Raw genomic sequence first — 21925 nt, 5'->3', positions numbered from 1 at the left:
CACTATGCTCAAATGCCGAGAAAGGCACGCCGACAGCCCTGCCGCGCCACGACGCTGATCTCCTGGCAAACTGGAGCTATGCGAACCTTGACACTCAACCACGAATACTCGGACTCTCTGTCGGAATTCCTCCTCCGGCTTGCCGACGTCTCGACCTGGCAGCCACTGGGATCCAAGGCCCACGCCGAGCGAATTGATCCCGACACCGAGGTGACGGTCAAGACGACGCTGCCGAAGAGCGAAATGCCCTCTGCCCTGGCCTCGCACCTTCCAGCGAATGCCGAACTCGTCGAGGTCTACATGATTCCCGGCGATGTCATCGGAGACAGCGCGGAGATCCGGATGACCGCTCATGCGGCCGGAGTGCCTGTTGAGATCGATGCGCTCATCACGCTCGTGCAGAAGAGTTCGGGAACCTCGCTGTCGGTGCGTGCCGAGATCAGCTCCTCAATTCCCCTCTTCGGGTCAATGATCGAACAGGCAGTCGTGCCCATCCTGGAGAAGCGCCTGCACGACCGCCTGTCCAAGTTCGAACACACCTCAGACGGTTAGGACACCCCTGAGGCTCCAGGCTGACCTGCCGCCCAGGCTGGGCTGGTCTGGACTCAGCCGCGTTCGCGCAGCAGCTCGGGCAGCTCGGTCGCGTCGTACCAGAGAAGATCGGAGTCGCCGAGGTGGTCCTCGGCTGCTTCGTGTCCCCTGCCTGCTGCGATATCGGCAGCTTCCTCCCAGATCTCGACCTCGTCGAGGTGGATGCTGGCGACTGATGCCATATCGACGTCGGGGAGAATGAGCAGGTCGAATCCTTCGGCCAGCTCCTCACCAGCGCTCGAGTCTGGTGCGTCGTAGGCGATGACTGCTCGCGGTGAGATGGTGTCAGCACCGCTCGCAGACTCCGTGCCTGTCATGGACTCTGAGTCAGGTGCAGGTTCTTGGGTGGTCGCCGCAGCTGCCTCGAACGACTGGGTGGCAGCCAGTGCGGCCGCGATGCACAGTGCATCGAATTCCCGTGCCTCGAGTTCGTCTCCGCCCAATTCTCGACCTTGGGCATCGGGGGCGACCGCGTGTACGGGGCCGAGCCCTCCGCGAAGTGCGATCAGTGTGGTCGGGATATAGCAGCGAATGGACATGCTCCAATCCTAAAGGGACTTCGCTCTTCGCCCCGCACCGGACTTCCGGGAACGCTTCCTGGCCGGCAGCAGCTCCCTCACCGCGGCCGCGATCTCCTGGCTGAGCACAGATTTCGGATTCTCCTCGTGGAGGGTGTGCCCGGACAGCATGGCGGCGTCGACCGTCGCCCGGTCGTCACTGAAGATAAAGTCGGGGTCTCGGCGAACGAATCTGGCGAGGACTTCGCGGATCCGCACCTCGGCGGGGTGGCCGACAGCTCCCGAGCGCACCTTCGTGATGCCGATTCGCATCTTAGACCCCATCGACTCCACCCTTTCGGTGCCCAGCAGTTTGACGAGCCTCTGCAGCCCGATCGGGTCACCCGCGGCCAGGACCAGCACTGTGTCTGCGGCGTCGAGCGCGGCCCGGGTCGCGCAGTGCCGGTCGTAGAACGGATCGGCGAAGTCATCGTCGGGATCCACCCGGTCGGAGACGTCGACGACGACGAGGTCGAACATCTTGGACAGACGGGCAAGCACCGCAGTGAGGACCGAGGCGCGAACCTCCGGCCACCTGTCTGGCCTGGTCAGTCCGGTGACAGCATGGAAGCCATCGCGTATCGCAGCATGCGGAACGGCGGAGACGTCCAGGGGCGGAGTCTTCTCCACCTCGAGTCGACACAAGCTTGCCAGATGCGCGAATTCCTCAGTCAACCCCAATGTCGTGGCCACCATCGCGGCAACGGTATCTGCGTCGACAACGACGCTGCGATGCCCTTGTCTGGACCCATGGTCGCCGAGGTTGACCGCCGTGAGAGTCCGCCCGGGAGAGGAACCTGTGCCCCAGACTGTGACGATGTGCCCCTGCCCGCCAAGCGACCCGGGCGGAGCGATGGGTCGGGGCGGAACGACGGTGGAATCACGGGTGTCATCGAGCGCCTTAGCCACAGTCTCCGCGTCTGCGGTGGAGGGGACACTGCTCGCAACGCCGAGGGCCTCCAACGCCACCGCATCATTGCCGAATCCCAGCACAGCGGTTCCTGCTGCGAGGATCGCAGCGATGACCTGCGCGTCCAAACCTGGGAAGTACTGACCGACGATGACGACGTCGGCGCTGCCGGTCCGACACAATGCCAGAAGTTCGACGTCGTCCGCGGGCCGGGCGACGATGGTGACATCGTCGACCTCACTGAGGAGTTCGAACAGAATCAGGTCGAACTCGAAGTCCACGGCCAAGAGCACCTGTGTCATGACTGACTGCCCTCGGCCCTGACCTCGGCCGGGGCGCCGACGACCGAAAGAACGCTGTTGCCGTCGAGGGCACCGAGGACGTCGGCGAGCTCCGAGCTGGCCACGAAGACTTCGATCCTGGCGCCATCCCCGACACCGAAGCTGCCCACCTCACGGCTGATGTTCGAGACCGGAGCCGAGGTCACAATCTGCTGCGGGGCAGCACCATCATCGTCGAGGCCCTTGGACTCAGGTTGAGCCCACACGTCGACGAGACTGCCGGTGTCGACGACTGTGGGGACAGAGCCGGCGACGTCGATCGCCACGATCCTGCCCTCGAGCTCGGCGATGGGGGCCAGCGCTGAGGCCGGCAGAAGCTCACCGGCGGCGATCACGGCCCGTACACTCGAATGGTCCGGGAAGCCGGCATCGGCAGACAGGTACTTGTCACCGATATCTGCCAGATTCACCTCGGCGACCCTCAGATCCTCAGCGCTGACCACCTGACCTGGGACAAGAGGAACCGCACTGGCCCACACTCGGGTCGTCGCGTTCGCAGCGCTGATGAGCAGATAGGTCGCGACGATGGCCACGACGACGAGAACCGCTCCAACCAGCAGCCTGGCATCGGTCCACTTCGGCCGACGAATTCGTTTCGAGAGCTCCATTGCATCTCCACCTTTGGAAAATTTCCCATGACAGGAACTGTTTCTGAGTGATAGTATTGAACACCAAACGAGGTCAAAGCAATGGTTTTGGCAAAATTAGTTACCAAGCAATCAGTCACCTGGAATGAGAAGGGGCCCTCATGGTCGTCGAAAATCGCTTCCTACCGCTCACCGATGTGGCCGATCTGCTCAATGTCTCGATCGCTCAGGCTCGCGCTCTGGTTCGCACTGGAGATCTGCGTGCCATCAAGGTGGGCGGACGCGGACAGTGGCGCGTGGAGAAGACCGAGATCGAGGCGTACATCCAGCGGATGTACGAACGCACCGAGCACGAGATCAAGACCGGTTCATTCGAGGATTGAGGCCGGGACACTCCCCTGGCTCCCCAGAACAACGAACGGCTCATCAACCTGACGGGGCATTGCATCTAGGCGAATGGATTGACTCGGGCCTGCACAAGCGCAATTGAACGGTGCGGGATGATCCGTCCCGAGATCTCGATATAGTCAGAGGCGACCATGTCGCTGCGCCCCCGAATAGCCCCGCCCTCACCTGCCAGCTCCAGGGAGATCTCCTCATGGTCGGAGGCCAGGCGCCTCAGCGCCGAGGCCATCCCCAACCGCTCCAAGGGGCCGGTTTCATATCTGTGCCTTCTGGATCGGGTGCGAATCTCTCGTATCCAGCCGATCGTCACAATGGTCGCTTCGATACCGGCGATCACGAAGATCCCATCACCCAGAAAGACAGCTGTCCCAGATATTTCACGCGCGGCGACCACCACCTGCACGGGCTGGCCGATTGCACCTCGCATGCGCTCGAGCAGCGTCCGCTGTGCGGCATGAACGGCAACTTCGTCGCTGAGCTCTCCCCTTCTGGCATGGGCCTCCCGGGATGCGTGCATGGCTTCCACATCTGAGAGAAGAGCCTCGATCCGATCATCCATGATGTGAAGCCTGCCGCAGGTACGAGCGACAGGCAAGTGTTTCTGCACCGATCGGAGGAACTACAGTGACGTAGTTATATTTGTCTATTGACATCAAATGATATCTAACTGCATTATTGAGGGATGTTTCCAATGAAGGACGACTCTCATGTATCTGTTGACAGCTTGCACCGTCTCGTGGTTCTGTCTGATCGGTGCGTTCATCGCAACCTGGGTTCACCTCCCGACTCCGCGCAGCACCACTGATCTCGTTGTCATCATCGTCGTCGGCACGGCGGCCGTGCTGTCTGCTCGACTCGGAGCCGTCTCGCTACTGACGTTGCTGATCAGGCTGCTCCCCAATGGGCGCATGAGAACAATCGTCACGCAGTCCGTGCTGCGCATCGCGCCCTCCATACTGCGCTCAAGCGTTATCGCCGCGGCCTCAGCAAGCCTGGCTGTGCACGCTGCGCAGGCCTCGCCCCTTCCCGCGGATACCCTCGTATCTGAAGCTCCCGGTACGCCCACTGTAACGGCGAGTGCCACGCTCGATCCCGGCTGGCCGACTGCGTTCCCGGACGATACCGCGCCGAATCCCGGCTGGCCAACCGTCCCACCGACTGCTGAACCTGAGCCTCCCGCTGCTGAACCCGACTGGCCAGATGCGCAGCCCGCCCCTTCCCCACCCCAGAGTCAACCACCCAGCGACGCTGATTCTCCCGCCGACGACACAGACGCAGACGAATCCGTCGGGAAGGGATCGGAGACTCATATCGTCGGCGCCGGCGAAAGCCTGTGGTCGATCGCAGTCAACCAGCCCTCATCCGGTGGCACTACCCAAGACATCGTCGACGACATCTACTCAGCCAACCGGGAAGTCATCGGTGCAAATCCGAACCTCATCATGCCCGGCCAACGATTGGAGATTCAACCATGACCGCCCCATTGGTGCTTTCACGTCCTCGGATGGCATCGACCCCACTGAGCAGTGGAGGGCAGAACCCTGTTGGAACTGCCCCTGCTGCGAAGCAGAGCACGGCAGCAGACGACAGGGATGACAGCCGCATTGCCGCCACCGCGACATCGTTGGCGGTGGCGTGCCTGGAGATCTTCGCCGGCATACGGCGCAGCGATTCGATCTCCCGCTGGGTGGATCGGGCCCTGCTGGAGAAGATCGATCAGCGCGCCCAGCTGCGCGCAGAGGTGGCACCGACCAGACCTTTCGGAGACCCCGGCGCGGCACGCACACTGCAGGCAGGCAACGCGAGAGTGTGCAGAGTCACCGGCGCGGTCGCTGAAGTCACCGTCGTGGTCCGCACGCAGAACCGATTCCGGGCGGTGGCAATTCGCTTGGAACTGCTCACCACCCGGTGGACGATGACTGCACTGCAGACGATGTGAGGTCGCAGTCAGAGACTGCGAATCAGCTCTTCGCCTTCTTCTTCGCGCGACGCTCGGCACGGTTGGCCGGCTGATCGTCTCCGGTTCCGGCCTCTTCATCCTCAGATTCGGTCATGGAGGACGAACCGGCCTCAGACGGAGCAGACAGCTGCATCTTGGGCGTAGTGTGACGCAGTTCGGCCGCGTCGACCTCGACCTCGGAATCATCGTCGGAGTCGTCTTCAACCCGGTTCACAGTCACCTGCAGGGTATTGGTGAGGCGAACAACGTCCTCCTTGATCCCATCCTGCATAGTCTTGAACATGTCGAAGCCTTCACGCTGATATTCCACCAGCGGATCTTTCTGCGCCATGGCCCGCAGACCGATGCCATTCTTCAGATAGTCCATCTCGTAGAGGTGTTCGCGCCAACGCTTGTCGATGACAGAGAGCACAACCCTTCGTTCGAGTTCACGCGTGGCTTCTTCGCCCAGCGTCTCTTCACGCTGTTGGTAGAACACCTCGATGTCCGACTGAATCTCCTGGTTGAGGCGGTTCTTCGTCAGATTGCCGATTCCGCCGACTTCCTCGGCCAGGTCCTCTTCGGTGATGGACGGCTCATAGATCTTGCTCAGTGCTTCGAAGAGTTCGTCGACCTTCCAATCCTCGACCGGTCCCGTGGTTGCCTCTGCCACATAGGCGTCGATGATTTCCTCACGGAACTTCGAGACCTGTTCTTCCAGATCTGCCCCATGAAGGACGCTCCGTCGCTCGTCGTAGATCACGGTGCGCTGACGGTTCAGCACGTCATCGTATTTGAGGACGTTCTTTCGCTGTTCGGCATTGCGCTGTTCGATCTGCGACTGCGCAGAGAGAATTGCCCTGGACACCATCTTGGATTCCAGCGGAACGTCGTCGGGGACATTTGCGGTGGCCATGATCCGTTCGGCGGCACCGGAACCGAAGAGTCGCATCAGGTCATCGGTCAGGGACAGGTAGAAACGGCTCTCACCCGGGTCACCCTGGCGCCCTGAACGGCCACGCAGCTGGTTGTCGATGCGCCTGGATTCGTGACGTTCGGTGCCGAGGACATACAGGCCGCCAGCCTCGACGACTTCCTTAGCCTCAGTCTTGACTCGCTTCTCCGCTGCCTTGAGGACGTCTTGCCATTCGGCCTCGTACTGCTCTTCGTCCTCCTGCGGGTCCAGGCCCCGCTCCTCCATCTCGGCCACTGCGAGGAACTCGGCGTTGCCACCGAGCATGATGTCGGTACCGCGACCGGCCATGTTCGTTGCCACAGTCACGGCATTCTTCCGGCCGGCCAAGGCAACGATGGAAGCTTCACCTGCGTGGTTCTTCGCGTTGAGCACCTCGTGACGGATGCCGCGCTTCTTCAGGTGCTTCGAGAGGTATTCGCTCTTCTCGACGCTGGTGGTGCCGACGAGGACCGGCTGTCCGGTTTCGTGGCGCTCAGCGATGTCATCGACGACTGCATCGAACTTCGCAACCTCGTTCTTGTACACGAGATCCGACTGATCGACGCGCTGCATCGGCTTGTTCGTCGGAATCGGAACCACACCGAGTTTGTAGGTCGACATGAACTCTGCGGCCTCGGTCTCTGCAGTGCCGGTCATGCCGGAGAGCTTCTCGTAGAGACGGAAGAAGTTCTGCAGGGTGATCGTCGCCAGGGTCTGGTTCTCCGCCTGGACCTTGACGTTCTCCTTAGCCTCGATGGCCTGGTGCAGCCCCTCGTTGTAACGGCGGCCCTTGAGCACACGACCAGTATGTTCGTCGACGATGAGGACTTCACCGTCGAGGATCACATAATCTTTGTCCTTCTTGAACAGTTCCTTCGCCCGGATCGCATTGTTGAGGAAGCTGATCAGCGGGGTGTTCTCTGCATCGTAGAGATTGCCGATGCCCAGGTAGTCCTCGACCCGTTCGATACCTGGTTCAAGCACACCCACGGTGCGCTTCTTCTCATCGACTTCGTAGTCGCGGTCGGTCTTGAGTCGTTTGACGACCTTGGCGAACTCTCCATACCAGCGGTCACCATCGCCTTCGGCCGGACCGGAGATGATGAGCGGGGTGCGAGCCTCGTCAATGAGGATCGAGTCGACCTCGTCGACAATCGCGAATGCGTGTCCGCGCTGGACCAGTTCATCGGCCGACCAGGCCATGTTGTCGCGCAGGTAGTCGAAGCCGAATTCGTTGTTCGTCCCGTAGGTGATGTCCGCGGCATACTGCTTGCGACGGCTGGCCGAGGACATGTTCGCCTGGATGCAGCCGGTCTCCATTCCGAGGAACCGGAATACGCGGCCCATGAGCTCGGACTGGTAGGTGGCCAGGTAATCATTGACCGTGATGATGTGCACGGAGCCGCCGGTGAGGGCGTTGAGGTACGCCGGAGCCGTTGCAACCAGAGTCTTACCCTCACCGGTCTTCATCTCAGCGATATCGCCCAGGTGCAGTGCCGCCCCGCCCATGAGCTGGACGTCGAAATGGCGCATGCCCAGGGTTCGACCCGAGGCCTCACGAACGGCGGCGAAGGCCTCCGGAAGCAGAGAATCGAGGGTCTCCCCCTCCTGATAGCGCTTCTTGAAGCGATCGGTTTCCTCCCGCAGCTCAGCATCTGACATTTCGCTGAACTCCTCGGACAGCGCATTGATCGCATCCGTGTACTGGCGGAGCTTCTTCAACGTGCGTCCCTCACCGGTGCGCAGAAGCTTCTCGAGGAAATTAGCCACTTTTCTCCTAATCGGCATGAATGCCTGACAACAACTCGAACGACTCTATATTCCCTAGCTTAATGGCAGGTGAGCACCACTCATATCCACAGCACCCAATTCGAGCCAGTTCGCCATTTCACGCAACTCCAGCTCCAGTTCCTCTTCATGTTCTTCCCCGGGTTCCCAGGTCACCTGCAATGCCCGAAGTGTGTTGGCTGACTGATCCCGGTGCAGGTCAACTCGGCCGACGAGACGTTCGCCGAGGAGGAACGGCAACACGTAGTAGCCATGAACGCGGTCTTTGGCCGGAGTGTAGATCTCGATCCGGTAGTGGAAGCCGAAGAGCCATTCGATCCGCGGCCGGTAGAAGACCAGTGGGTCGAATGGAGCCAGGAGGGCCCTGGCCGAGACAGAACGAGGAGTTCTCGCCGCATGCCATTTCAGTGCCCGAGTCCCCTCCACGTCGACCTCGACGAGCTCGCCGGAGGCCAGCAGCGACGTGATTGCCTCATCTGTGGGGGCACGCTGCTGCCGGAAGTAGTCCGCCAGGCAATCCGGCCGTGCGATGCCCAATGCTTGGGCCGCAGTCCGGGTCAGCTCGAGTACATTGTTCGCCGTGCCTGACACACCGCGGTGTCGTTCGGCATCGGGATCAAGACCGAGCTCGGGGGCGGACGCGGGGCCGTAGGTGAGCTCAAGCGCCGGCAGCGACTGGCTGACATCATGTGGCAGGGCGTAGACGCGTTCGAAATGATCATTGCGGCCAGCGGTGCTGATGATTCCACCGGCGAACAGCGCCTCCAGCGCCATCTTGACCTGGCTGGGGTTCCATCCCCAATGACCGCGGTTGCGTTCGGGAATCTCATGATCAACGAGGTTCGCGACCCCTCGTGCAGTCTTCGGCCCTGACCTCAAAACGTCGAGGACCGAACGCTGCAGAGCCCGGAAGGCCGGGCCGCTGTCGGGATGCCGCTGACCGTAGTCGTTGCGCCACCACTCGGTTCTGGTGCGTTCGAAATGACGCCACGTCTCTGGTGGGACGAAAGCCGCAGCGTGGGCCCAATATTCGACGCCCATCCGAGGTGCTGAGTAGAAGAGTCGGTCGAGGGTCTCACGCGGATACGGCCCGAGCCGCGAATAGTAGGGCAGGTAATGCGAGCGCACCACGCGGGAGACCGAGTCGATCTGGGTCAGTCCCATTCTCGCGAACGTCGATTTCAGGTGCCGGGCCGTCACCTGGGCCGGACGCGCCCGGTCGAGCCCCGTCGCCGCGATCGCCGTTCTGCGCGCTGCTGACAGTGTCATCTTCTGCATGGGCCCACACTAGAGCACCGCACTGACGCATAACAGGCGCGGTCATCAGCGACCACTGTCCACGGTCGCCCCGATATCCGCGGCGCCATGTGTGACCGTTTGAGCGCCCCGCCACCGCCGCCGAGGCCCAACGACGACGGATGGCCACCACAGCCTCAGACGTGCATGATCTCAGACGCAGATCGCCGAGGTGGGGGTCCCCACCTCGGCGATCGTGTGTGCATCTTCTCGCGTGTGTTCAGATCATCAATGCTCAGATCAGGTCAGTCGGCGACGCCCTGAAGTTCGTGTTCGAGTGTGATCACACCATAGCTCCAGCCCTTACGACGGTAGACGACGGAGGGTTTGCTCGATTCCTCGTCGATGAAGAGGTAGAAGTCGTGACCGACGAGTTCCATACGGTTGAGCGCCTCCTCGATGCCGATGGGAGCTCCGTTGAACGTCTTCTCACGCAGAACCACGGGTGAATCGCCTTCGGCCTTGATGCGGCCGTTCGTCTGGTCGTTGTTCCCGGACTCGTTCGCGTCGATCGCTTGCCCCTCATCGGGGACCAGAGAATCAGCGACGGGCATCTTCGCCAGGGCCTCGGCCGTGGATGCCTTCCGGTGGTGGCCCGCTCGAGGAACCTTATTGCGGTCCCTGGCGCGCCGCAATCGCTCGACGAGCTTCGCCCAGGCCAGATCCAATGCAGCATATTTATCGCTTGCCATGGCCTCCGCGCGAATTGCCGGCCCCTTCGCCACTACAGTGAGTTCGACTCGTTCGCTGGTTTCGGGCTGACGAGAGTTCTTCTCGTGGGCAACGTGCACTTCGACTCGTTGGGCTCGCGGTGCTAGCTGCTCGACCTTGGCGATCTTGTCCTCAATGTGGGTCCGGAAACTGTCGGAGATGGTCAGTTGACGTCCGTTGACAACAATGTCCATGATGCGTCCTTAGCGACTCGTTCTTCGGAATCATCCGATCCCATTCCCTTGGATGGGTAACCCCCGTTATACAGTAAAGGGAGAGACAAATCGAGTGCCCCCGCGGCCGAGACCGAGAACGGCTCCTGCAGCGGGTCTGATCTGCACCGATGCTAATACCCTTGCGCTTTCTGCCAGAGTTGCTCCGGTGGTTGAGAAATCATCGACGAGAAGGTCCACACCGGATTCCGACGCGGTTTCGCCTCCTTCTTCAGGAGACGTCGAGGACAGAATCGTCGGATTGAGGTACTGCGACTTCGCCACGTTGCGCTCCCTGGCATGAGCTCCCAGCCCGACCTGATCGTGGTGGCGTCTGGTGAGGAGAACGTCGACCACTTCGAGAGACAGTTCAGGTACGAGTTCCGCCGTACGTCGGGCCAGTGCAGCAGTGTGAGAGCCGCCTCGACGTCGCTGTGCCCGTGGGGAGCTCGGCGCGGGAAACAGTCTGACCCGACCACCCGAATGATGAGCCAACTCCAAGGCCGCAGTGATGGAACGTGCAAGTGCCAGGGCCAAAGGGTCGAGAATGTCACGGCGACCGTTGTCTTTGAAGTTGACCACCATGTGAGAGATCTGAGAGCTGTATTCTGAGACGCCGACGACGGGAATCTGACCATATCGCGGTTCCATGGCCCGCGGGATGCCACCGAGCAGACTCAGACACGCCGTGCACAGAGAGACGTCCTCCCGCCCACAGCCAGCACATCGGCGGGGCAGGAAGAGTTCGCCGAATTCGGTCAGCAGTCCCATGAGAGAAATCTACTATGCCACGCCCGAAGGCAGCTCCGTTGGCGCCGACAGTCCGGAGTTTCAGCCCGGGTAGGAGGGGTCCTTGGCCGAGATGTCGATGAGCTTCTGCCAAGCATTGGAATTGTAGGAGTAGATTTCTCCGGACGAGCTCGTCACGAGGATCGAGCGACCGTCTTCTCCTGAAGCGATCCGGCTGCCCTCGGGGACCTCACCCAGCTGCGCAGGAGGCCCGGTCACACCGATGCGGAACGGCTGGACTCGTTCACCTTCCTTCGCAGCCAGCGCCACCAACGAGGTCGATCCGGCCCAGGAGATGTCCTTGACCTCGTCGAAGTTCGACCCGACTTCGATCGGTGCCTCAGACACGGCGCTGGAAGGATTTCCCGACTTATCACGCGGGATGCCGACGACGTCGATGCGTGACGGTTCTCCCTTGTGCCTGCTCAGCAACGCGATACGAGTACCGTCGCGGGAGACTTCCAGGTCGATGAGGTCTCGACGGGACAGGAAGTCCGCGGCGATCGTGTATTTCTTGCTGTCTTCGCCGATGGCTGTGAGCTCACCCTCATTGGCGCGCTCACCGGTCCAGACCGTATTGAACCGGTCGATGCTTGGGCGCACGAGCCTTGTGCCCTTGAGGATCGGAGTCGCGTCACCAGCGTCGGCCTTGAGGCGCATCAGCTCCTTCCTGGAGTTCTGCAGGTAGACGTAGAGCGAATCGTCGACCGAGACTGCAGGGTCGCTGGCCTTGGCCTTGGACAGGTTCGGACTGTTCTCGACTTTGGCCACGGTCGTGCCCGAGATGCGTGAGAGCCGATCTTTGGCCAACACCACCGGGGGACCGTGAACCTGGACCGAGGAATCAGTCTTCGACTGCAGGTCCTCTGAGACCACCTGTCCCCCGATGGTCAATTCGATGCTCGAAATTGAGGGAATGACCTTCAGCGTCGATGCGATCTGCTGTCGGATCAGCCCCTTTTCCTGGTCCGTCGGTGCTTCTCCCTGGTTGCCCAGGGCAATGTGCGCGACGCCGTTTTCGATGGTCACCACGTTTGTATCGCTGAGTTTCGCACCGTCGGGGATCGAGGTCACGACCGCACCTGAGAGGTACGGGGCAGGGCCGCTGAGGAGTTCGTTGATGAGAGCTGTCGGCGTCGACGAGGAACGGAGGAACCAACGGGAGTCCGGAACCAGGTAGGAGTAGTCGGAGGTGAAGAACTGAAGAGAGTAGTTGAGGAAGATCGTCTGGAACTCCGACTGCGAGATGAGCAGACCATCGGGCGCCGAGGCGATACGCCATTCCCCGTTCTCCTGCCGCAGCGAGAACTCCATGTTCGACTGGGTTCCCGGTTTGGTGGAGTTGAAGATGCCCGAGGAGTTGACAAGTCCGACGACGGGCGCCGACATGGTCAGCGTCTTCTGGTCGGAGGTGATTTCTTGGTTGAGCGAATCCAGATCGGTGTCGTTGGGCAGAAGCGACACCGATTCCTGCGGGTTCCACTCCTGTGCTTCGGCCTCTGTGAGAAAGGACTTTGCGACGGAGAAGTTGTTTCCTGTGCCGGCACCGGCGGAGAGGAAGCCGCGAACGATCTCACCGATGCTGTCCCCGGGTTCGGGCCCGTCGGGGATCCGAGCACTGCTGGCGCCCGGGTCACCGGATCCTGCTTCGATGTGCCCCACGGGCGAATTGCTCGGGATTGAGGCACAGGCCCCCAGCGCCAGGCTGGCGAAGAGGGCGAGGATGAGCATGTGCAGCCCCTTCTTACGTCGGCGAGTCGTCATGACTGCGATCCTCCTTCGGGTGCCGCATCAGGGGGCCAAACGGTGTCCATGTCAATGTGAATGTCAGTGTCTTCGTTCGTATCGGTGTCTTCGTTCGTATCGGTGTCTTCGTCTGCACTTTCAGCGCCGTCGTCGATGATGGCACTATGACCGCGGACAACCTCCGGTCCATCAACATACCCTTCGTGGGTGGGAGGAGCCTGCCCGGTTTCGACCACGATGGGAATGGACCCCGTCTGGATCCGCACGGAACCGTCCGAAGACAGCGGGCCCGCCACGAGGGCAGCACCCTGGATCTGTGCATCCCGAGGCGGCAGAGGCAGAGGCGAGGAGGTGATCTCCTGATCGGGACGGCGTGGGATGGTCAGGCGGAAGCATGAGCCTTCTCCAGGTTTGCCCCAGACCTGCAGCCAACCGTTGTGCAGGTGGGCGTCCTCGAGTGAGATCGCCAGTCCCAGGCCAGACCCGCCCAGGGTGCGTTTGCGAGCGGGGTCCGCACGCCAGAAGCGGTCGAAGACGTGCTCGACCTGTTCGTCGTTCATTCCCACCCCGTGGTCGCGTACGCTCACGGCCACTGCCTCGGCATTGGAGGCAACATAGATGTCGATCGGGTTGGTCTCTCCGTGTTCGATCGCGTTGACGACGAGGTTGCGCACGATCCGCGTGATCCGCACGCGGTCGACCTCGGCCATCACCGGTGATGACGGGGCGTGGACGACGATGTTCGTCGACATCTGATCGGCCACCATCGACACCGTCTCGATGATCGAGGTGACGATTGCCCCGACGTCGACGGGTTTGGCCACCAGCGCAGCGGCACCGGCGTCGTAACGGGAGATCTCAAGCAGATCCGAGAGGAGACTGTCGAACCTCTCCGCCTGCGAATTGAGCAACTCGGCGCTGCGGGCCGTGACAGGATCCAGGTCACCACGCGAGTCGTAGATGAGATCCGCGGCGGCCCGGATCGTCGTCAGAGGTGTGCGCAGCTCATGAGAGACGTCGGAGACGAACTGGCGTTGCAGCACGGACAGTCGCTCCATCTGCTGGATCTGATGTTGGAGGGTGTCGGCCATGTCATTGAAGGACTCCCCCAGCACCGCGATTTCGTCATTGCCATGGACCGGCATGCGCTCGTCCAGGTCACCATCGGCGATCAGACGTGCCACCTCGGCACCGGTGCGCACCGGGGTCACCACGAGTCGGGTGACGATCCACGCCACAGCACCCACGAGAACGACGAGGACGAGTGCTGCGACGAGCATCGACCTCTGGACGAAGTCCAGGGTGTCCTGCTGCTCCGACAGGTCACCCAGATAGTAGAGCTGGAACTGTCCGGCGCCGGGGATCTGGAGCTCTTGGGAGATCAGCAGTCCGGGCCCGGACCCATCGGGAAGCGCCACAGACTGGTAGAGCATATCGTCGGTCGGGGCCTTGCCGATGGCGTCTTTGAGCTCATCGGTGATGGGCAGCTTGACCGCAGAACCAGCAGAGTCTGTCGTCCCGGTACTGATCGTTGAGAACGAGGAGTTCGGATCGCTGGGCTCCAAGGTCAGCGAATACACGGACCCGGTGGAACGGTTGTAGATCGACGACAGCTGAGAACTCAGCTTCTCCTGTGTCACGGCCTGCCCGTCGACGGGGGCGAGGCTGCGCAGCTCGGAGACGATGGTCCCGGCCTGGGACGACAGGGACTGGAGCCTGGTGTCGAAGAGGCCACGCGAAATCTGCTGTGACATGTACGTCCCCACCCCGAAGATAGCCACCGAGGTGAGGACGATGGTGAGGACGACGATGCGCAGCTGCAGGGAATGGCTGAATGAGCGGAGGAGGAACCTCCAGAACGTCCGGATCGCCGAGGCTGCGGTGCGGATCGCTCCGCCCACAGCCGAAGCGCGACTCACGCCGCTCTGCCTGCTTTATATCCGACGCCGCGAACGGTGACGATGATGTCCGGCTTCTCCGGGTCGCGTTCGATCTTCGAGCGCAGACGCTGCACGTGGACGTTCACGAGGCGCGTGTCCGCCGCATGCCGGTAGCCCCACACTTCTTCGAGCAGGATCTCGCGGGAGAACACCTGCCATGGTTTGCGGGCCAGGGCCACCAGCAGATCGAACTCGAGCGGGGTCAGCGAGACCGGGGAACCGCCCTTGGTCACGGTGTGACCGGCAACGTCGACGACAACATCACCGACTGTGAGCAGCTCCGGTGCCTGCGGCTCGGAGATCCGCAGGCGGGCACGCACCCTGGCAATGAGTTCTTTGGGTTTGAACGGTTTTGGAACATAGTCGTCGGCACCGGATTCCAGACCGAGGACAACGTCCACGGTGTCCGACTTCGCCGTGAGCATGATGATCGGCACCGAGGAGATCTCGCGGATCTCTCGGCAGACCTCGAGCCCGTCCTTTCCAGGCAGCATGAGGTCCAGGAGGACGAGGTCCGGGTTCACCTTCTCGAATTCACCGAAGGCCTGATCGCCGGTGGCGCAGAAAAACGGCTCGAAGCCTTCACTTTTGAGCACAATTCCGATCATTTCGGCCAAAGCCGTGTCATCATCAACTACGAGGATACGAGCGTTCATCTTTCCATTGTCGCTTATGAGCGTCCCATCTTTCGACCTCGACACCCCCTCCCGTGAATGCAGACGTTGTGAACTCGGCTTCAGGGGCGGTTCGACTCGGCGGTGGGCTGAAAATCATGGCAGGATTGTCCGGTGATGGGACGATCGAATGCGTGGACCTCCGAGGTCGACTGGCAGACCGGTCAGTGGCAGCGACGAGATCAGGGCCCGACGCATCACGAATGGCACCCGCCTTCCCCGCGTGGAGTCCTGGCCAAGCGGCCACTGACCTTCTTCGAGGTGCTCGATTCCGGCTTCCGACTGCTGCGTTTCGTCCCCGGGCTCACCATCGGTGCGGCCCTCATCGTGTTCACGCTTTGGACTCTCGTCCTCACCGCGGTCGGTACCTTCGCCGTCCTTGAGTTCCTGCCCTTCCTCAACGACCTCGTCAGCAATGACGATGCGATGTCCGGGTTCTTCCTGCTCGCACAGATGGGGTCGTTTGCGATCAGCCTGCTCAGCCTCGGCGTCGCTCATTTCCTTGCCGGACTTGCCGCCAGCGGTGCCGAGAGCTCGTTCGGGGCACGTAAGACCACTCTGACGCACTCGTGGAGATCTCTGCGCGGGCGCCGCTGGTCACTGATTCTGGCTGCCCTGCTCCTGGGCGCCATCAATCTGGGCCTGCTCATTCTGCTCGGGCTGCCCTCTCTTCTGTTTGCACTGTTCGACAACACGGGCCTCGCGATCGTCACCGCTTTTCTCGCGCTGGGACTCTGGCTGTGCGCCTTGATCTGGCTCAATCTGCGGTTCGCCTTCACCGGCTCCGCAATCGCCGTCGAAAGGTTAGGAGTGCGAGCCGCCCTGAGACGCTCCTGGAAGCTGACCGGCAGCGGATTCTGGCGTACCTTCGGACAGTTGGGCCTCGGATATTTCCTGTCCACCCAGCTGGTGCAGCTCGTCATCACCCCCCTCGTCACAGTCGTCACCGTCGTCGCCGCAATCGCCATCGGCACCGCGGCTGCCGGTTCGTCATCGATGACGGTCATCCTCGTCATCGCCGGAGCGATTCTCCTGCTTCTGACGACGGTGTCATCGGCAGTTCTCTTCGCCTATTTCTCGTGCCTCGTCTGCGTCTGCTACTTTGACCAGCGCATGCGCTCCGAAGGGTTCGACCTGGTCCTCATCCGCCGTGAGGAGGGCACTGCATGAGCATGCTTGGCAGTTCGACGATCGATCGTGAAACCGGCCGGGAATGGGTCGAAGGCGAGCTGTCGAAGAAGGAGTACTCGGACACAGACCTCACCCCTCTGGAGCAGCTCGGACAATGGCTGAGCAACATCTGGGACTCGATCGTCTCCAGCGCACTTCAAGGCAACTCTCCCTGGCTGATTCTCATCGTCGTCGTGGCACTGGCTGCCATTGTCGGACTCATCATCTGGCGGGTCCGCCGAGTCGGGCTGAGGAAGACTTCTCTGCCTCTGTCGGCCTTCGACCCTGTCGTCGCCTCGCCAGAGCCCGGCCCCTGGAGGGACAGTGCGCTAGCCGCCGCCGAGCGCGGCGACATGATGACCGCGGTCATCGATTCCGCACGTGCCATCTTCGCAGTGCTCTCCCAGAAGCAGGTCATCACACTCGATTCGGCGTCGACGGCCAGCGAGCTCAGCCGCACTGCCGGAGGCGAACTGCCCGAGCATCGGCAGGAACTGGCCCGGGTTGCCAACGCCTTCAACGACCTCCTCTTCGGTGCGGACCCGGCCCAGACCTCGACTGCTTCACTGAATGCGACTTATAGCGAGTTCCTTGCACTTGATGAGAGCCTGAGTGCCCTGACTCCACGGCATCGATCGGCGGTGGCATCATGAGCGCCCTCATCGACGTCGCCACCAGAGGCACTCGCGCCAGCGCGGCGGTCCCAGTGACCGCTCGGCTGAGATCGGCTGGGGTGTGGATCGTCGCGGCCGTCGTCATCCTCATCACCGTGATCGCGACGATGCTGATGACCTCTGACCGTGGGTCCCAGCTGCCGCTGCATTACGATTCCACTGCTCGCGATGGCACGAAGGCCATGGTCGAAACACTGCGCGACCACGGGGTCGACGTCACCACCACCGAGGATTTCGACACGGCTCACCAGGCCTCCGGACAGCCGGAGACGACACTCCTGATTCCGACGAAGGCCGACCTGCTCTCGCAGGGCGACATCGACGGCTTTCGGTCTCAGCTCGCTGCCAACGACAACCGGCTGGCGCTCATCGATCCCGGCTACACGGTCCAGGGCTTCACCGACCGCATCACGGTCGATGACAGCGTCAGTCCCCTGGCGACACCGGAGAAGATCTCACAGCCTGATTGCGATGTGCCAGCCGCCCAGGCTGCCGGCTCGGTTGAGACCGGCGATACGGAGTATGCCGAGGCCCGGAAAGGCACCGAGGACCTGAGCACCTGCTATCCATTCACCGGCCCCGGCGTCACACAGATCGACGGCGGCGAAGTCACCCCCGCGTCGGCGCATGGCCAGCTCATCGTCGATGAGGGACACGGAGGCAAGGGAGGCTTCCCCGTCACCGTCCTGGGCAATCCCGACTGGGTGACCAACGCCGGCATCGATGACGAGGGCCATGCCGCACTGGTGCTCTCCCAGCTGTCGCAGACCGACCACCTTGTCGTCTACTACCCCACCGAGTCCGGTGAGTTCGAGTCGCCCCCGTCGACTCTGGACTATGTGCCCAGCTGGTTCATCGCCGGAGCCCTGTGGCTGGTTCCGTGCGTCTTCATCCTCCTGCTCATCCTCGGCCGCAGATTCGGTCCCCTGGCGATCGAACGACTGCCGGTCATCGTTCCGGCGGTGGAGACGGTGCACGGCCGGGCGGCGCTGGCCGCGCGCAGCCACGACCGGACCGGGGCCCTGCACACCCTGCGTACGGGCGCCATGCTGCGCATTGCGAAACGGTTGGCTCTGAGTCCCGAAGCCGGCCATCGCGACATCATCGCCGGCATCGCGAACGCGACAGGCCGCGACCCGGCCCAAGTCGAATGGGTCTTCTCCTCGGCCACGCCCCGCACCGACTCAGAGCTGCAGAAAATCGTCCATCTGCTCACCCTCATCGAAAGTGAGATCTCATGACACAGGTTCCAAACGAGAACTCCGCCCAGCAGCAGGTCCCCGCACAGCCGCCTGCACAGCCCCCAGCACAGCCGCCTCAGGAGCGCGACACTCTGCGGGAGGCGTTCGTCGACGTGCGCACACAGATCGCCAAGGCCGTCGTGGGCCAGGACGAGGCGGTCACCGGCATGCTCATCGCACTGCTGTGCCAGGGTCACGTGCTGCTCGAGGGTGTGCCCGGTGTCGCCAAGACCCTTCTGGTGCGCAGCTTCGCCACCTCGGTCAGCCTCGATAACACCCGTATCCAGTTCACCCCCGACCTCATGCCCAGTGATGTCACAGGCTCGCTGGTCTACGACGCGTCCGTGTCGAACTTCGAATTTCGTCCCGGTCCCGTGTTCACGAACATCCTCATCGCCGACGAGATCAACCGCACCCCGCCCAAGACTCAGTCGGCCCTGCTCGAAGCCATGGAGGAACACCAGGTCTCGGTGGGCGGTGGATCCCGTGCCCTGCCCGAACCGTTCATGGTCGCGGCCACACAGAATCCGCTTGAGTACGAGGGCACCTATCCCCTGCCCGAAGCACAGCTCGACCGGTTCCTGTTCAAACTCGTCCTCGGACTGCCCGAACGCGACCTGGAGTTCGAGATCCTCGACCGCCATGCCCGCGGCTTCGACGCCTCTCATCTCACCGAGGCGGGACTTACACCCGTCGTCGACGCCGCCATGATCGCTCAGGCCCGGGAGCGCATCGCCGAGATCTATATTGCTCCGCAGGTCATCACCTACATCGTCGATCTGGCCCGGGCAACCAGACAGGCGCCATCGCTGGCTCTGGGCGTCTCCCCTCGCGGTGCCACCCGCATGCTCGGTGCCGCGCGTGCCTTTGCCTGGCTATCGGGTCGCGGCTATGTGACACCCGACGACGTCAAGGCGCTGGCCCACATGACCCTGGGCCACCGTGTGATTCTGCGCCCTGAGGCGCAGATGGACGGACTCAACGTCGATCAGGTCCTCAACTCGATCATCGCGACCACCGAAGTCCCCCGCTGAATGACCACCCGACTGCTCCTGCTGGCCCTGCTCGGGCTCGTTCCCGTCATGCTCGTGCCGGGGTGGACGAGTGCACTGATCGTGGCCGGCGTCATCGTCGTCATCGCACTGTTCGACTTCTTCCTCGTTCCCCCGCCGAGGTTGGTCTCCCTGCAGCGCACACCAGGACCGATGGTCCGGCTGGGTGACCCCACCAACTGCACACTCACCCTGGTCAACGAGTCCCCCAAACGTCTGCGCATCGCGGTTCGTGATGCTTGGTCACCCAGTGCAGGAGCCAAGAACACCCGCTCACATTTCGACCTGCCCCCAGGCGAGAACACACGGGTGGTCACACAGCTTCTCCCCGTGCGCCGCGGCGCCCTGCACGCGGACAAGGTCACCATCCGCTCCCGCAGCGTCCTCGGGTTCATCGCCCGACAGAAGAGCTTCGATGTGCCGGCGATCGTGCGGGTCCTGCCCCCGTTCATCTCCCGACGCGAACTTCCGTCGAAGACCCAGAAGCTGCGTGAACTCGACGGCCGATCTGCCGTGATGATCCGCGGTATGGGCACGGAGTTCGATTCCCTGCGCGACTACGTCGATGGTGATGATGTGCGCTCAATCGACTGGCGTGCCAGTGCCCGCGCCCAGGATCTGGTCGTCAAGACCTGGCGACCCGAGCGTGACCGCAGGGTCGTCATCGTCGTCGATTCCTCGAGGCTGGCTGCGCGACGGTGCAGAGACGGCACGATCTTCGATGCTGCCCTGGAGTCTGCTCTGCTGTTGACTGCTCTGGCCTCTGGAGCAGGAGACCGGGTCGATGTCATCGTCGCCGATGCACGTATCCGCGCAATCGCCTCGAGCCATCGTTCGAAGGATCCAGTCCATGACCTGTCTGTGGCACTGACAACGGTCCACCCGGAACTCTACGATGCCGACTGGGAGCAGATCTCGTCGACCGTTCTGGCCACCTCACGCCAGCATGCCCTCGTCGTCCTCGTCACCGCTTTGGATGAGGGCAGCGTCTCTGATGAGATCCTGCCGGTTCTGCCGACACTGTTGGCCCGTCACCGGGTGGTGCTGGCTTCGGTGGAGGACCCTGGCCTGAGCGAACTGACGGCGAAGCGCGAGAGCCCAGATGAGATCTTCACGGCCGCCGCTGCAGAATCGGAGCTGCTGACGTCGAAGTCCCTGCAGACTCGTCTGCGTGGAGCCGGTGTCCAGTCCGTCGAAGCCGGCCCCGATGACCTGCCTGGTGCACTGGCCGATCTCTACATCAACCTCAAGGCCACGGGCAAGCTTTAGTGCCCTCACACAGCGGTGGAGGTTCTGCCGGTCACCGGTCTGTGGCGAGGATCGAGTAGCCGGCTTGGTGTTCGTCGAGATCGGCACTGAGCCCGGCTCTGGCGGCACGCTTTCCGAAGTACCACGCGTAGGCGATGACCGCGGCAGTGTAGAGAACGCCGATGGCGATCTTGAGTGTCGGCGGAATCGGGTTGGGGGTGACGAATCCTTCGATGAGTCCCGAGATGAACAACATGATGACCAGCCCACCGGCAACGGTCAGCAGCGACCTGGCCTCCGAGGCGAGTTTGTTCCGCCGCAGCTGCGGTCCCGGCACCACCCAGGCGAAGAACAGTCTCAGACCCGCTGCTGCTGCGAGGATGATGCAGCTGATCTCGGGGATTCCGTGCGGAAGGATGTACCAGAAGAAGTCCGAACCGCGGTCGAACTCGAACATCATCGCGCCGGAGAAGCCCACGTTGACCGCGTTGGAGAACAGCCCGGAGACGACGAAGACTCCGGTAATGCCCAAGAGCACGAACTGCACCGCGATCCACGCGTTGTTCGTCCACACGCCCACGGCGAAGAACCCGTTCGGATTCTCCTTGTAGTAGTCGACGAAATCATGTTCGGCAAACTGTTTGCGGAAGGAGTGGTCGCCGAAGGTCTCGAGGACCTCCGGGTGCATGCCCGCCCAGATCCCGGCCAGGCTCGCCACTGCCAGGAAGCACGCGGCGACGATGAGGAAGTCCCACCTCAGCCGGTAGATCGACAGCGGCAGGCTGATCACGAAGAAACGAGAGAAGCCAGACAGCCCGCCGGCGGGAACTGCCGAGAGATGGTTGCGTGAACGATGGACTATCGCCGACAGCCGCGCAGCCTCCAGAGAGTCAGGAGCCACCGTCATGATCCGTGACAAGTCCTTCGACGCATCTCGATAGAGGTCGAGGAATCTGTGGGTCTGGGCCGGGTTCAGCGAGTTCTTCTTCGCCAGCATGGACAGCTCTCGCCACTTGTCGCCGTGCAGTTCGGCCAGCAGATTCGGGTCCATGGTTCAACCCTATCTGAGAGCTCCACCGACCAGAATGTGTGTCCCAGG

General features: G+C 62.3%; 21 protein-coding genes. 9 read left to right on the top strand and 12 right to left on the bottom strand.

Annotated elements, in window-relative coordinates; translation table 11 throughout:
- The first annotated feature begins 78 nt into the window (after window positions 1-78).
- Window positions 79-552 (top strand): DUF2505 domain-containing protein, encoded by a 474-nt coding sequence (locus AAFP32_RS06190; protein WP_350271073.1) that lies wholly within the window; start codon window positions 79-81, stop codon window positions 550-552.
- A 53-nt stretch (window positions 553-605) separates the two neighbouring features.
- Here the strand turns inward: AAFP32_RS06190 and AAFP32_RS06185 are convergent, their stop codons facing one another.
- From AAFP32_RS06185 to AAFP32_RS06175, 3 genes are read right to left on the bottom strand one after another with little or no spacing between them, the layout of a single operon-like run.
- The gene (locus AAFP32_RS06185; RefSeq protein WP_350271072.1) at window positions 606-1130 is read right to left on the bottom strand and encodes a DUF6912 family protein; all 525 of its coding nucleotides are present in this window, start codon (window positions 1128-1130) and stop codon (window positions 606-608) included.
- A 9-nt stretch (window positions 1131-1139) separates the two neighbouring features.
- Window positions 1140-2360: a DNA-binding response regulator gene (locus AAFP32_RS06180; RefSeq protein ID WP_350271071.1), complete on the bottom strand. Its 1221-nt coding sequence runs from the start codon at window positions 2358-2360 to the stop codon at window positions 1140-1142.
- A complete protein-coding gene (locus AAFP32_RS06175; RefSeq protein WP_350271070.1) occupies window positions 2357-3007 on the bottom strand; it encodes a hypothetical protein in 651 nt (216 codons plus the stop codon). Before AAFP32_RS06175 ends, AAFP32_RS06180 begins: the two co-directional genes overlap by 4 nt.
- Window positions 3008-3147: 140 nt before the next feature.
- On the opposite strand from AAFP32_RS06175, the gene AAFP32_RS06170 reads away from it, so the two are divergent.
- Entirely contained in the window at window positions 3148-3369 is a 222-nt protein-coding gene (locus AAFP32_RS06170) for a helix-turn-helix domain-containing protein (RefSeq protein WP_101569802.1), read from the top strand.
- Window positions 3370-3434: 65 nt separating this feature from the next.
- Here the strand turns inward: AAFP32_RS06170 and AAFP32_RS06165 are convergent, their stop codons facing one another.
- Window positions 3435-3950: a hypothetical protein gene (locus tag AAFP32_RS06165; protein WP_350271069.1), complete on the bottom strand. Its 516-nt coding sequence runs from the start codon at window positions 3948-3950 to the stop codon at window positions 3435-3437.
- Window positions 3951-4098: 148 nt separating this feature from the next.
- Between AAFP32_RS06165 and AAFP32_RS06160 the strand changes: the two genes are divergently transcribed.
- Entirely contained in the window at window positions 4099-4866 is a 768-nt protein-coding gene (locus AAFP32_RS06160; protein WP_350271068.1) for a LysM domain-containing protein, read from the top strand.
- Window positions 4863-5330, top strand: a complete 468-nt coding sequence (locus tag AAFP32_RS06155; RefSeq protein WP_350271067.1) for an Rv3235 family protein — start codon at window positions 4863-4865, stop codon at window positions 5328-5330. The genes AAFP32_RS06160 and AAFP32_RS06155 overlap by 4 nt, the downstream gene beginning before the upstream one ends.
- A 22-nt stretch (window positions 5331-5352) precedes the next feature.
- Here AAFP32_RS06155 and secA read toward each other — a convergent pair whose 3' ends face one another.
- From secA to mtrA, 7 genes are all read right to left on the bottom strand, one after another.
- Window positions 5353-8055, bottom strand: coding sequence for a preprotein translocase subunit SecA (gene secA / locus AAFP32_RS06150; protein WP_350271066.1), 2703 nt, complete (start codon window positions 8053-8055; stop codon window positions 5353-5355).
- A 54-nt stretch (window positions 8056-8109) separates the two neighbouring features.
- Entirely contained in the window at window positions 8110-9351 is a 1242-nt protein-coding gene (locus AAFP32_RS06145) for a winged helix-turn-helix domain-containing protein (RefSeq protein ID WP_350271065.1), read from the bottom strand.
- 263 nt (window positions 9352-9614) lie between these two features.
- Window positions 9615-10274, bottom strand: a complete 660-nt coding sequence (gene hpf / locus AAFP32_RS06140) for a ribosome hibernation-promoting factor, HPF/YfiA family (protein ID WP_350271064.1) — start codon at window positions 10272-10274, stop codon at window positions 9615-9617.
- 66 nt (window positions 10275-10340) lie between these two features.
- Window positions 10341-11063, bottom strand: a complete 723-nt coding sequence (locus AAFP32_RS06135) for a ComF family protein (protein ID WP_350271063.1) — start codon at window positions 11061-11063, stop codon at window positions 10341-10343.
- Window positions 11064-11123: 60 nt separating this feature from the next.
- Window positions 11124-12845, bottom strand: a complete 1722-nt coding sequence (locus AAFP32_RS06130) for an LpqB family beta-propeller domain-containing protein (protein ID WP_350271062.1) — start codon at window positions 12843-12845, stop codon at window positions 11124-11126.
- Window positions 12842-14746: an MtrAB system histidine kinase MtrB gene (gene mtrB, locus AAFP32_RS06125; RefSeq protein WP_350271061.1), complete on the bottom strand. Its 1905-nt coding sequence runs from the start codon at window positions 14744-14746 to the stop codon at window positions 12842-12844. Before mtrB ends, AAFP32_RS06130 begins: the two co-directional genes overlap by 4 nt.
- Window positions 14743-15423 (bottom strand): MtrAB system response regulator MtrA, encoded by a 681-nt coding sequence (mtrA, locus tag AAFP32_RS06120; protein WP_350271060.1) that lies wholly within the window; start codon window positions 15421-15423, stop codon window positions 14743-14745. The genes mtrB and mtrA overlap by 4 nt, the downstream gene beginning before the upstream one ends.
- Before the next feature lie 135 nt (window positions 15424-15558).
- Here mtrA and AAFP32_RS06115 point away from each other — a divergent pair, with 135 nt between their 5' ends.
- From AAFP32_RS06115 to AAFP32_RS06095, 5 genes are read left to right on the top strand one after another with little or no spacing between them, the layout of a single operon-like run.
- Entirely contained in the window at window positions 15559-16611 is a 1053-nt protein-coding gene (locus AAFP32_RS06115) for a hypothetical protein (RefSeq protein ID WP_350271059.1), read from the top strand.
- Window positions 16608-17264, top strand: a complete 657-nt coding sequence (locus AAFP32_RS06110; RefSeq protein WP_350271058.1) for a DUF4129 domain-containing protein — start codon at window positions 16608-16610, stop codon at window positions 17262-17264. The genes AAFP32_RS06115 and AAFP32_RS06110 overlap by 4 nt, the downstream gene beginning before the upstream one ends.
- Entirely contained in the window at window positions 17261-18526 is a 1266-nt protein-coding gene (locus tag AAFP32_RS06105) for a DUF4350 domain-containing protein (protein ID WP_350271057.1), read from the top strand. The genes AAFP32_RS06110 and AAFP32_RS06105 overlap by 4 nt, the downstream gene beginning before the upstream one ends.
- Entirely contained in the window at window positions 18523-19560 is a 1038-nt protein-coding gene (locus AAFP32_RS06100) for a MoxR family ATPase (protein WP_350271056.1), read from the top strand. Before AAFP32_RS06105 ends, AAFP32_RS06100 begins: the two co-directional genes overlap by 4 nt.
- The gene (locus tag AAFP32_RS06095; protein ID WP_350271055.1) at window positions 19561-20847 is read left to right on the top strand and encodes a DUF58 domain-containing protein; all 1287 of its coding nucleotides are present in this window, start codon (window positions 19561-19563) and stop codon (window positions 20845-20847) included.
- A 31-nt stretch (window positions 20848-20878) separates the two neighbouring features.
- On the opposite strand, the gene AAFP32_RS06090 is transcribed toward AAFP32_RS06095, so the two are convergent.
- Entirely contained in the window at window positions 20879-21877 is a 999-nt protein-coding gene (locus AAFP32_RS06090; protein WP_101619857.1) for a stage II sporulation protein M, read from the bottom strand.
- Between the last annotated feature and the right edge of the window lie 48 nt (window positions 21878-21925).

This window comes from Brevibacterium sp. CBA3109 (genome assembly GCF_040256645.1).
GTDB classification, from domain to species: Bacteria; Actinomycetota; Actinomycetes; order Actinomycetales; family Brevibacteriaceae; genus Brevibacterium; species Brevibacterium koreense.
This window is presented reverse-complemented; position numbering and strand designations above follow the sequence as displayed.

Excerpts from the sequence above, each read along its gene's own strand:
- AAFP32_RS06190 (WP_350271073.1), top strand. The coding sequence starts at position 79 with ATGCGAACCTTGACACTCAACCACGAATACTCGGACTCTCTGTCGGAA.
- AAFP32_RS06185 (WP_350271072.1), bottom strand. The coding sequence starts at position 1,130 with ATGTCCATTCGCTGCTATATCCCGACCACACTGATCGCACTTCGCGGA.
- AAFP32_RS06180 (WP_350271071.1), bottom strand. The coding sequence starts at position 2,360 with ATGACACAGGTGCTCTTGGCCGTGGACTTCGAGTTCGACCTGATTCTG.
- AAFP32_RS06175 (WP_350271070.1), bottom strand. The coding sequence starts at position 3,007 with ATGGAGCTCTCGAAACGAATTCGTCGGCCGAAGTGGACCGATGCCAGG.
- AAFP32_RS06170 (WP_101569802.1), top strand. The coding sequence starts at position 3,148 with ATGGTCGTCGAAAATCGCTTCCTACCGCTCACCGATGTGGCCGATCTG.
- AAFP32_RS06165 (WP_350271069.1), bottom strand. The coding sequence starts at position 3,950 with ATGGATGATCGGATCGAGGCTCTTCTCTCAGATGTGGAAGCCATGCAC.
- AAFP32_RS06160 (WP_350271068.1), top strand. The coding sequence starts at position 4,099 with ATGTATCTGTTGACAGCTTGCACCGTCTCGTGGTTCTGTCTGATCGGT.
- AAFP32_RS06155 (WP_350271067.1), top strand. The coding sequence starts at position 4,863 with ATGACCGCCCCATTGGTGCTTTCACGTCCTCGGATGGCATCGACCCCA.
- AAFP32_RS06145 (WP_350271065.1), bottom strand. The coding sequence starts at position 9,351 with ATGCAGAAGATGACACTGTCAGCAGCGCGCAGAACGGCGATCGCGGCG.
- hpf (WP_350271064.1), bottom strand. The coding sequence starts at position 10,274 with ATGGACATTGTTGTCAACGGACGTCAACTGACCATCTCCGACAGTTTC.
- AAFP32_RS06135 (WP_350271063.1), bottom strand. The coding sequence starts at position 11,063 with ATGGGACTGCTGACCGAATTCGGCGAACTCTTCCTGCCCCGCCGATGT.
- AAFP32_RS06130 (WP_350271062.1), bottom strand. The coding sequence starts at position 12,845 with ATGACGACTCGCCGACGTAAGAAGGGGCTGCACATGCTCATCCTCGCC.
- mtrA (WP_350271060.1), bottom strand. The coding sequence starts at position 15,423 with ATGAACGCTCGTATCCTCGTAGTTGATGATGACACGGCTTTGGCCGAA.
- AAFP32_RS06115 (WP_350271059.1), top strand. The coding sequence starts at position 15,559 with ATGGGACGATCGAATGCGTGGACCTCCGAGGTCGACTGGCAGACCGGT.
- AAFP32_RS06110 (WP_350271058.1), top strand. The coding sequence starts at position 16,608 with ATGAGCATGCTTGGCAGTTCGACGATCGATCGTGAAACCGGCCGGGAA.
- AAFP32_RS06105 (WP_350271057.1), top strand. The coding sequence starts at position 17,261 with ATGAGCGCCCTCATCGACGTCGCCACCAGAGGCACTCGCGCCAGCGCG.
- AAFP32_RS06100 (WP_350271056.1), top strand. The coding sequence starts at position 18,523 with ATGACACAGGTTCCAAACGAGAACTCCGCCCAGCAGCAGGTCCCCGCA.
- AAFP32_RS06095 (WP_350271055.1), top strand. The coding sequence starts at position 19,561 with ATGACCACCCGACTGCTCCTGCTGGCCCTGCTCGGGCTCGTTCCCGTC.
- AAFP32_RS06090 (WP_101619857.1), bottom strand. The coding sequence starts at position 21,877 with ATGGACCCGAATCTGCTGGCCGAACTGCACGGCGACAAGTGGCGAGAG.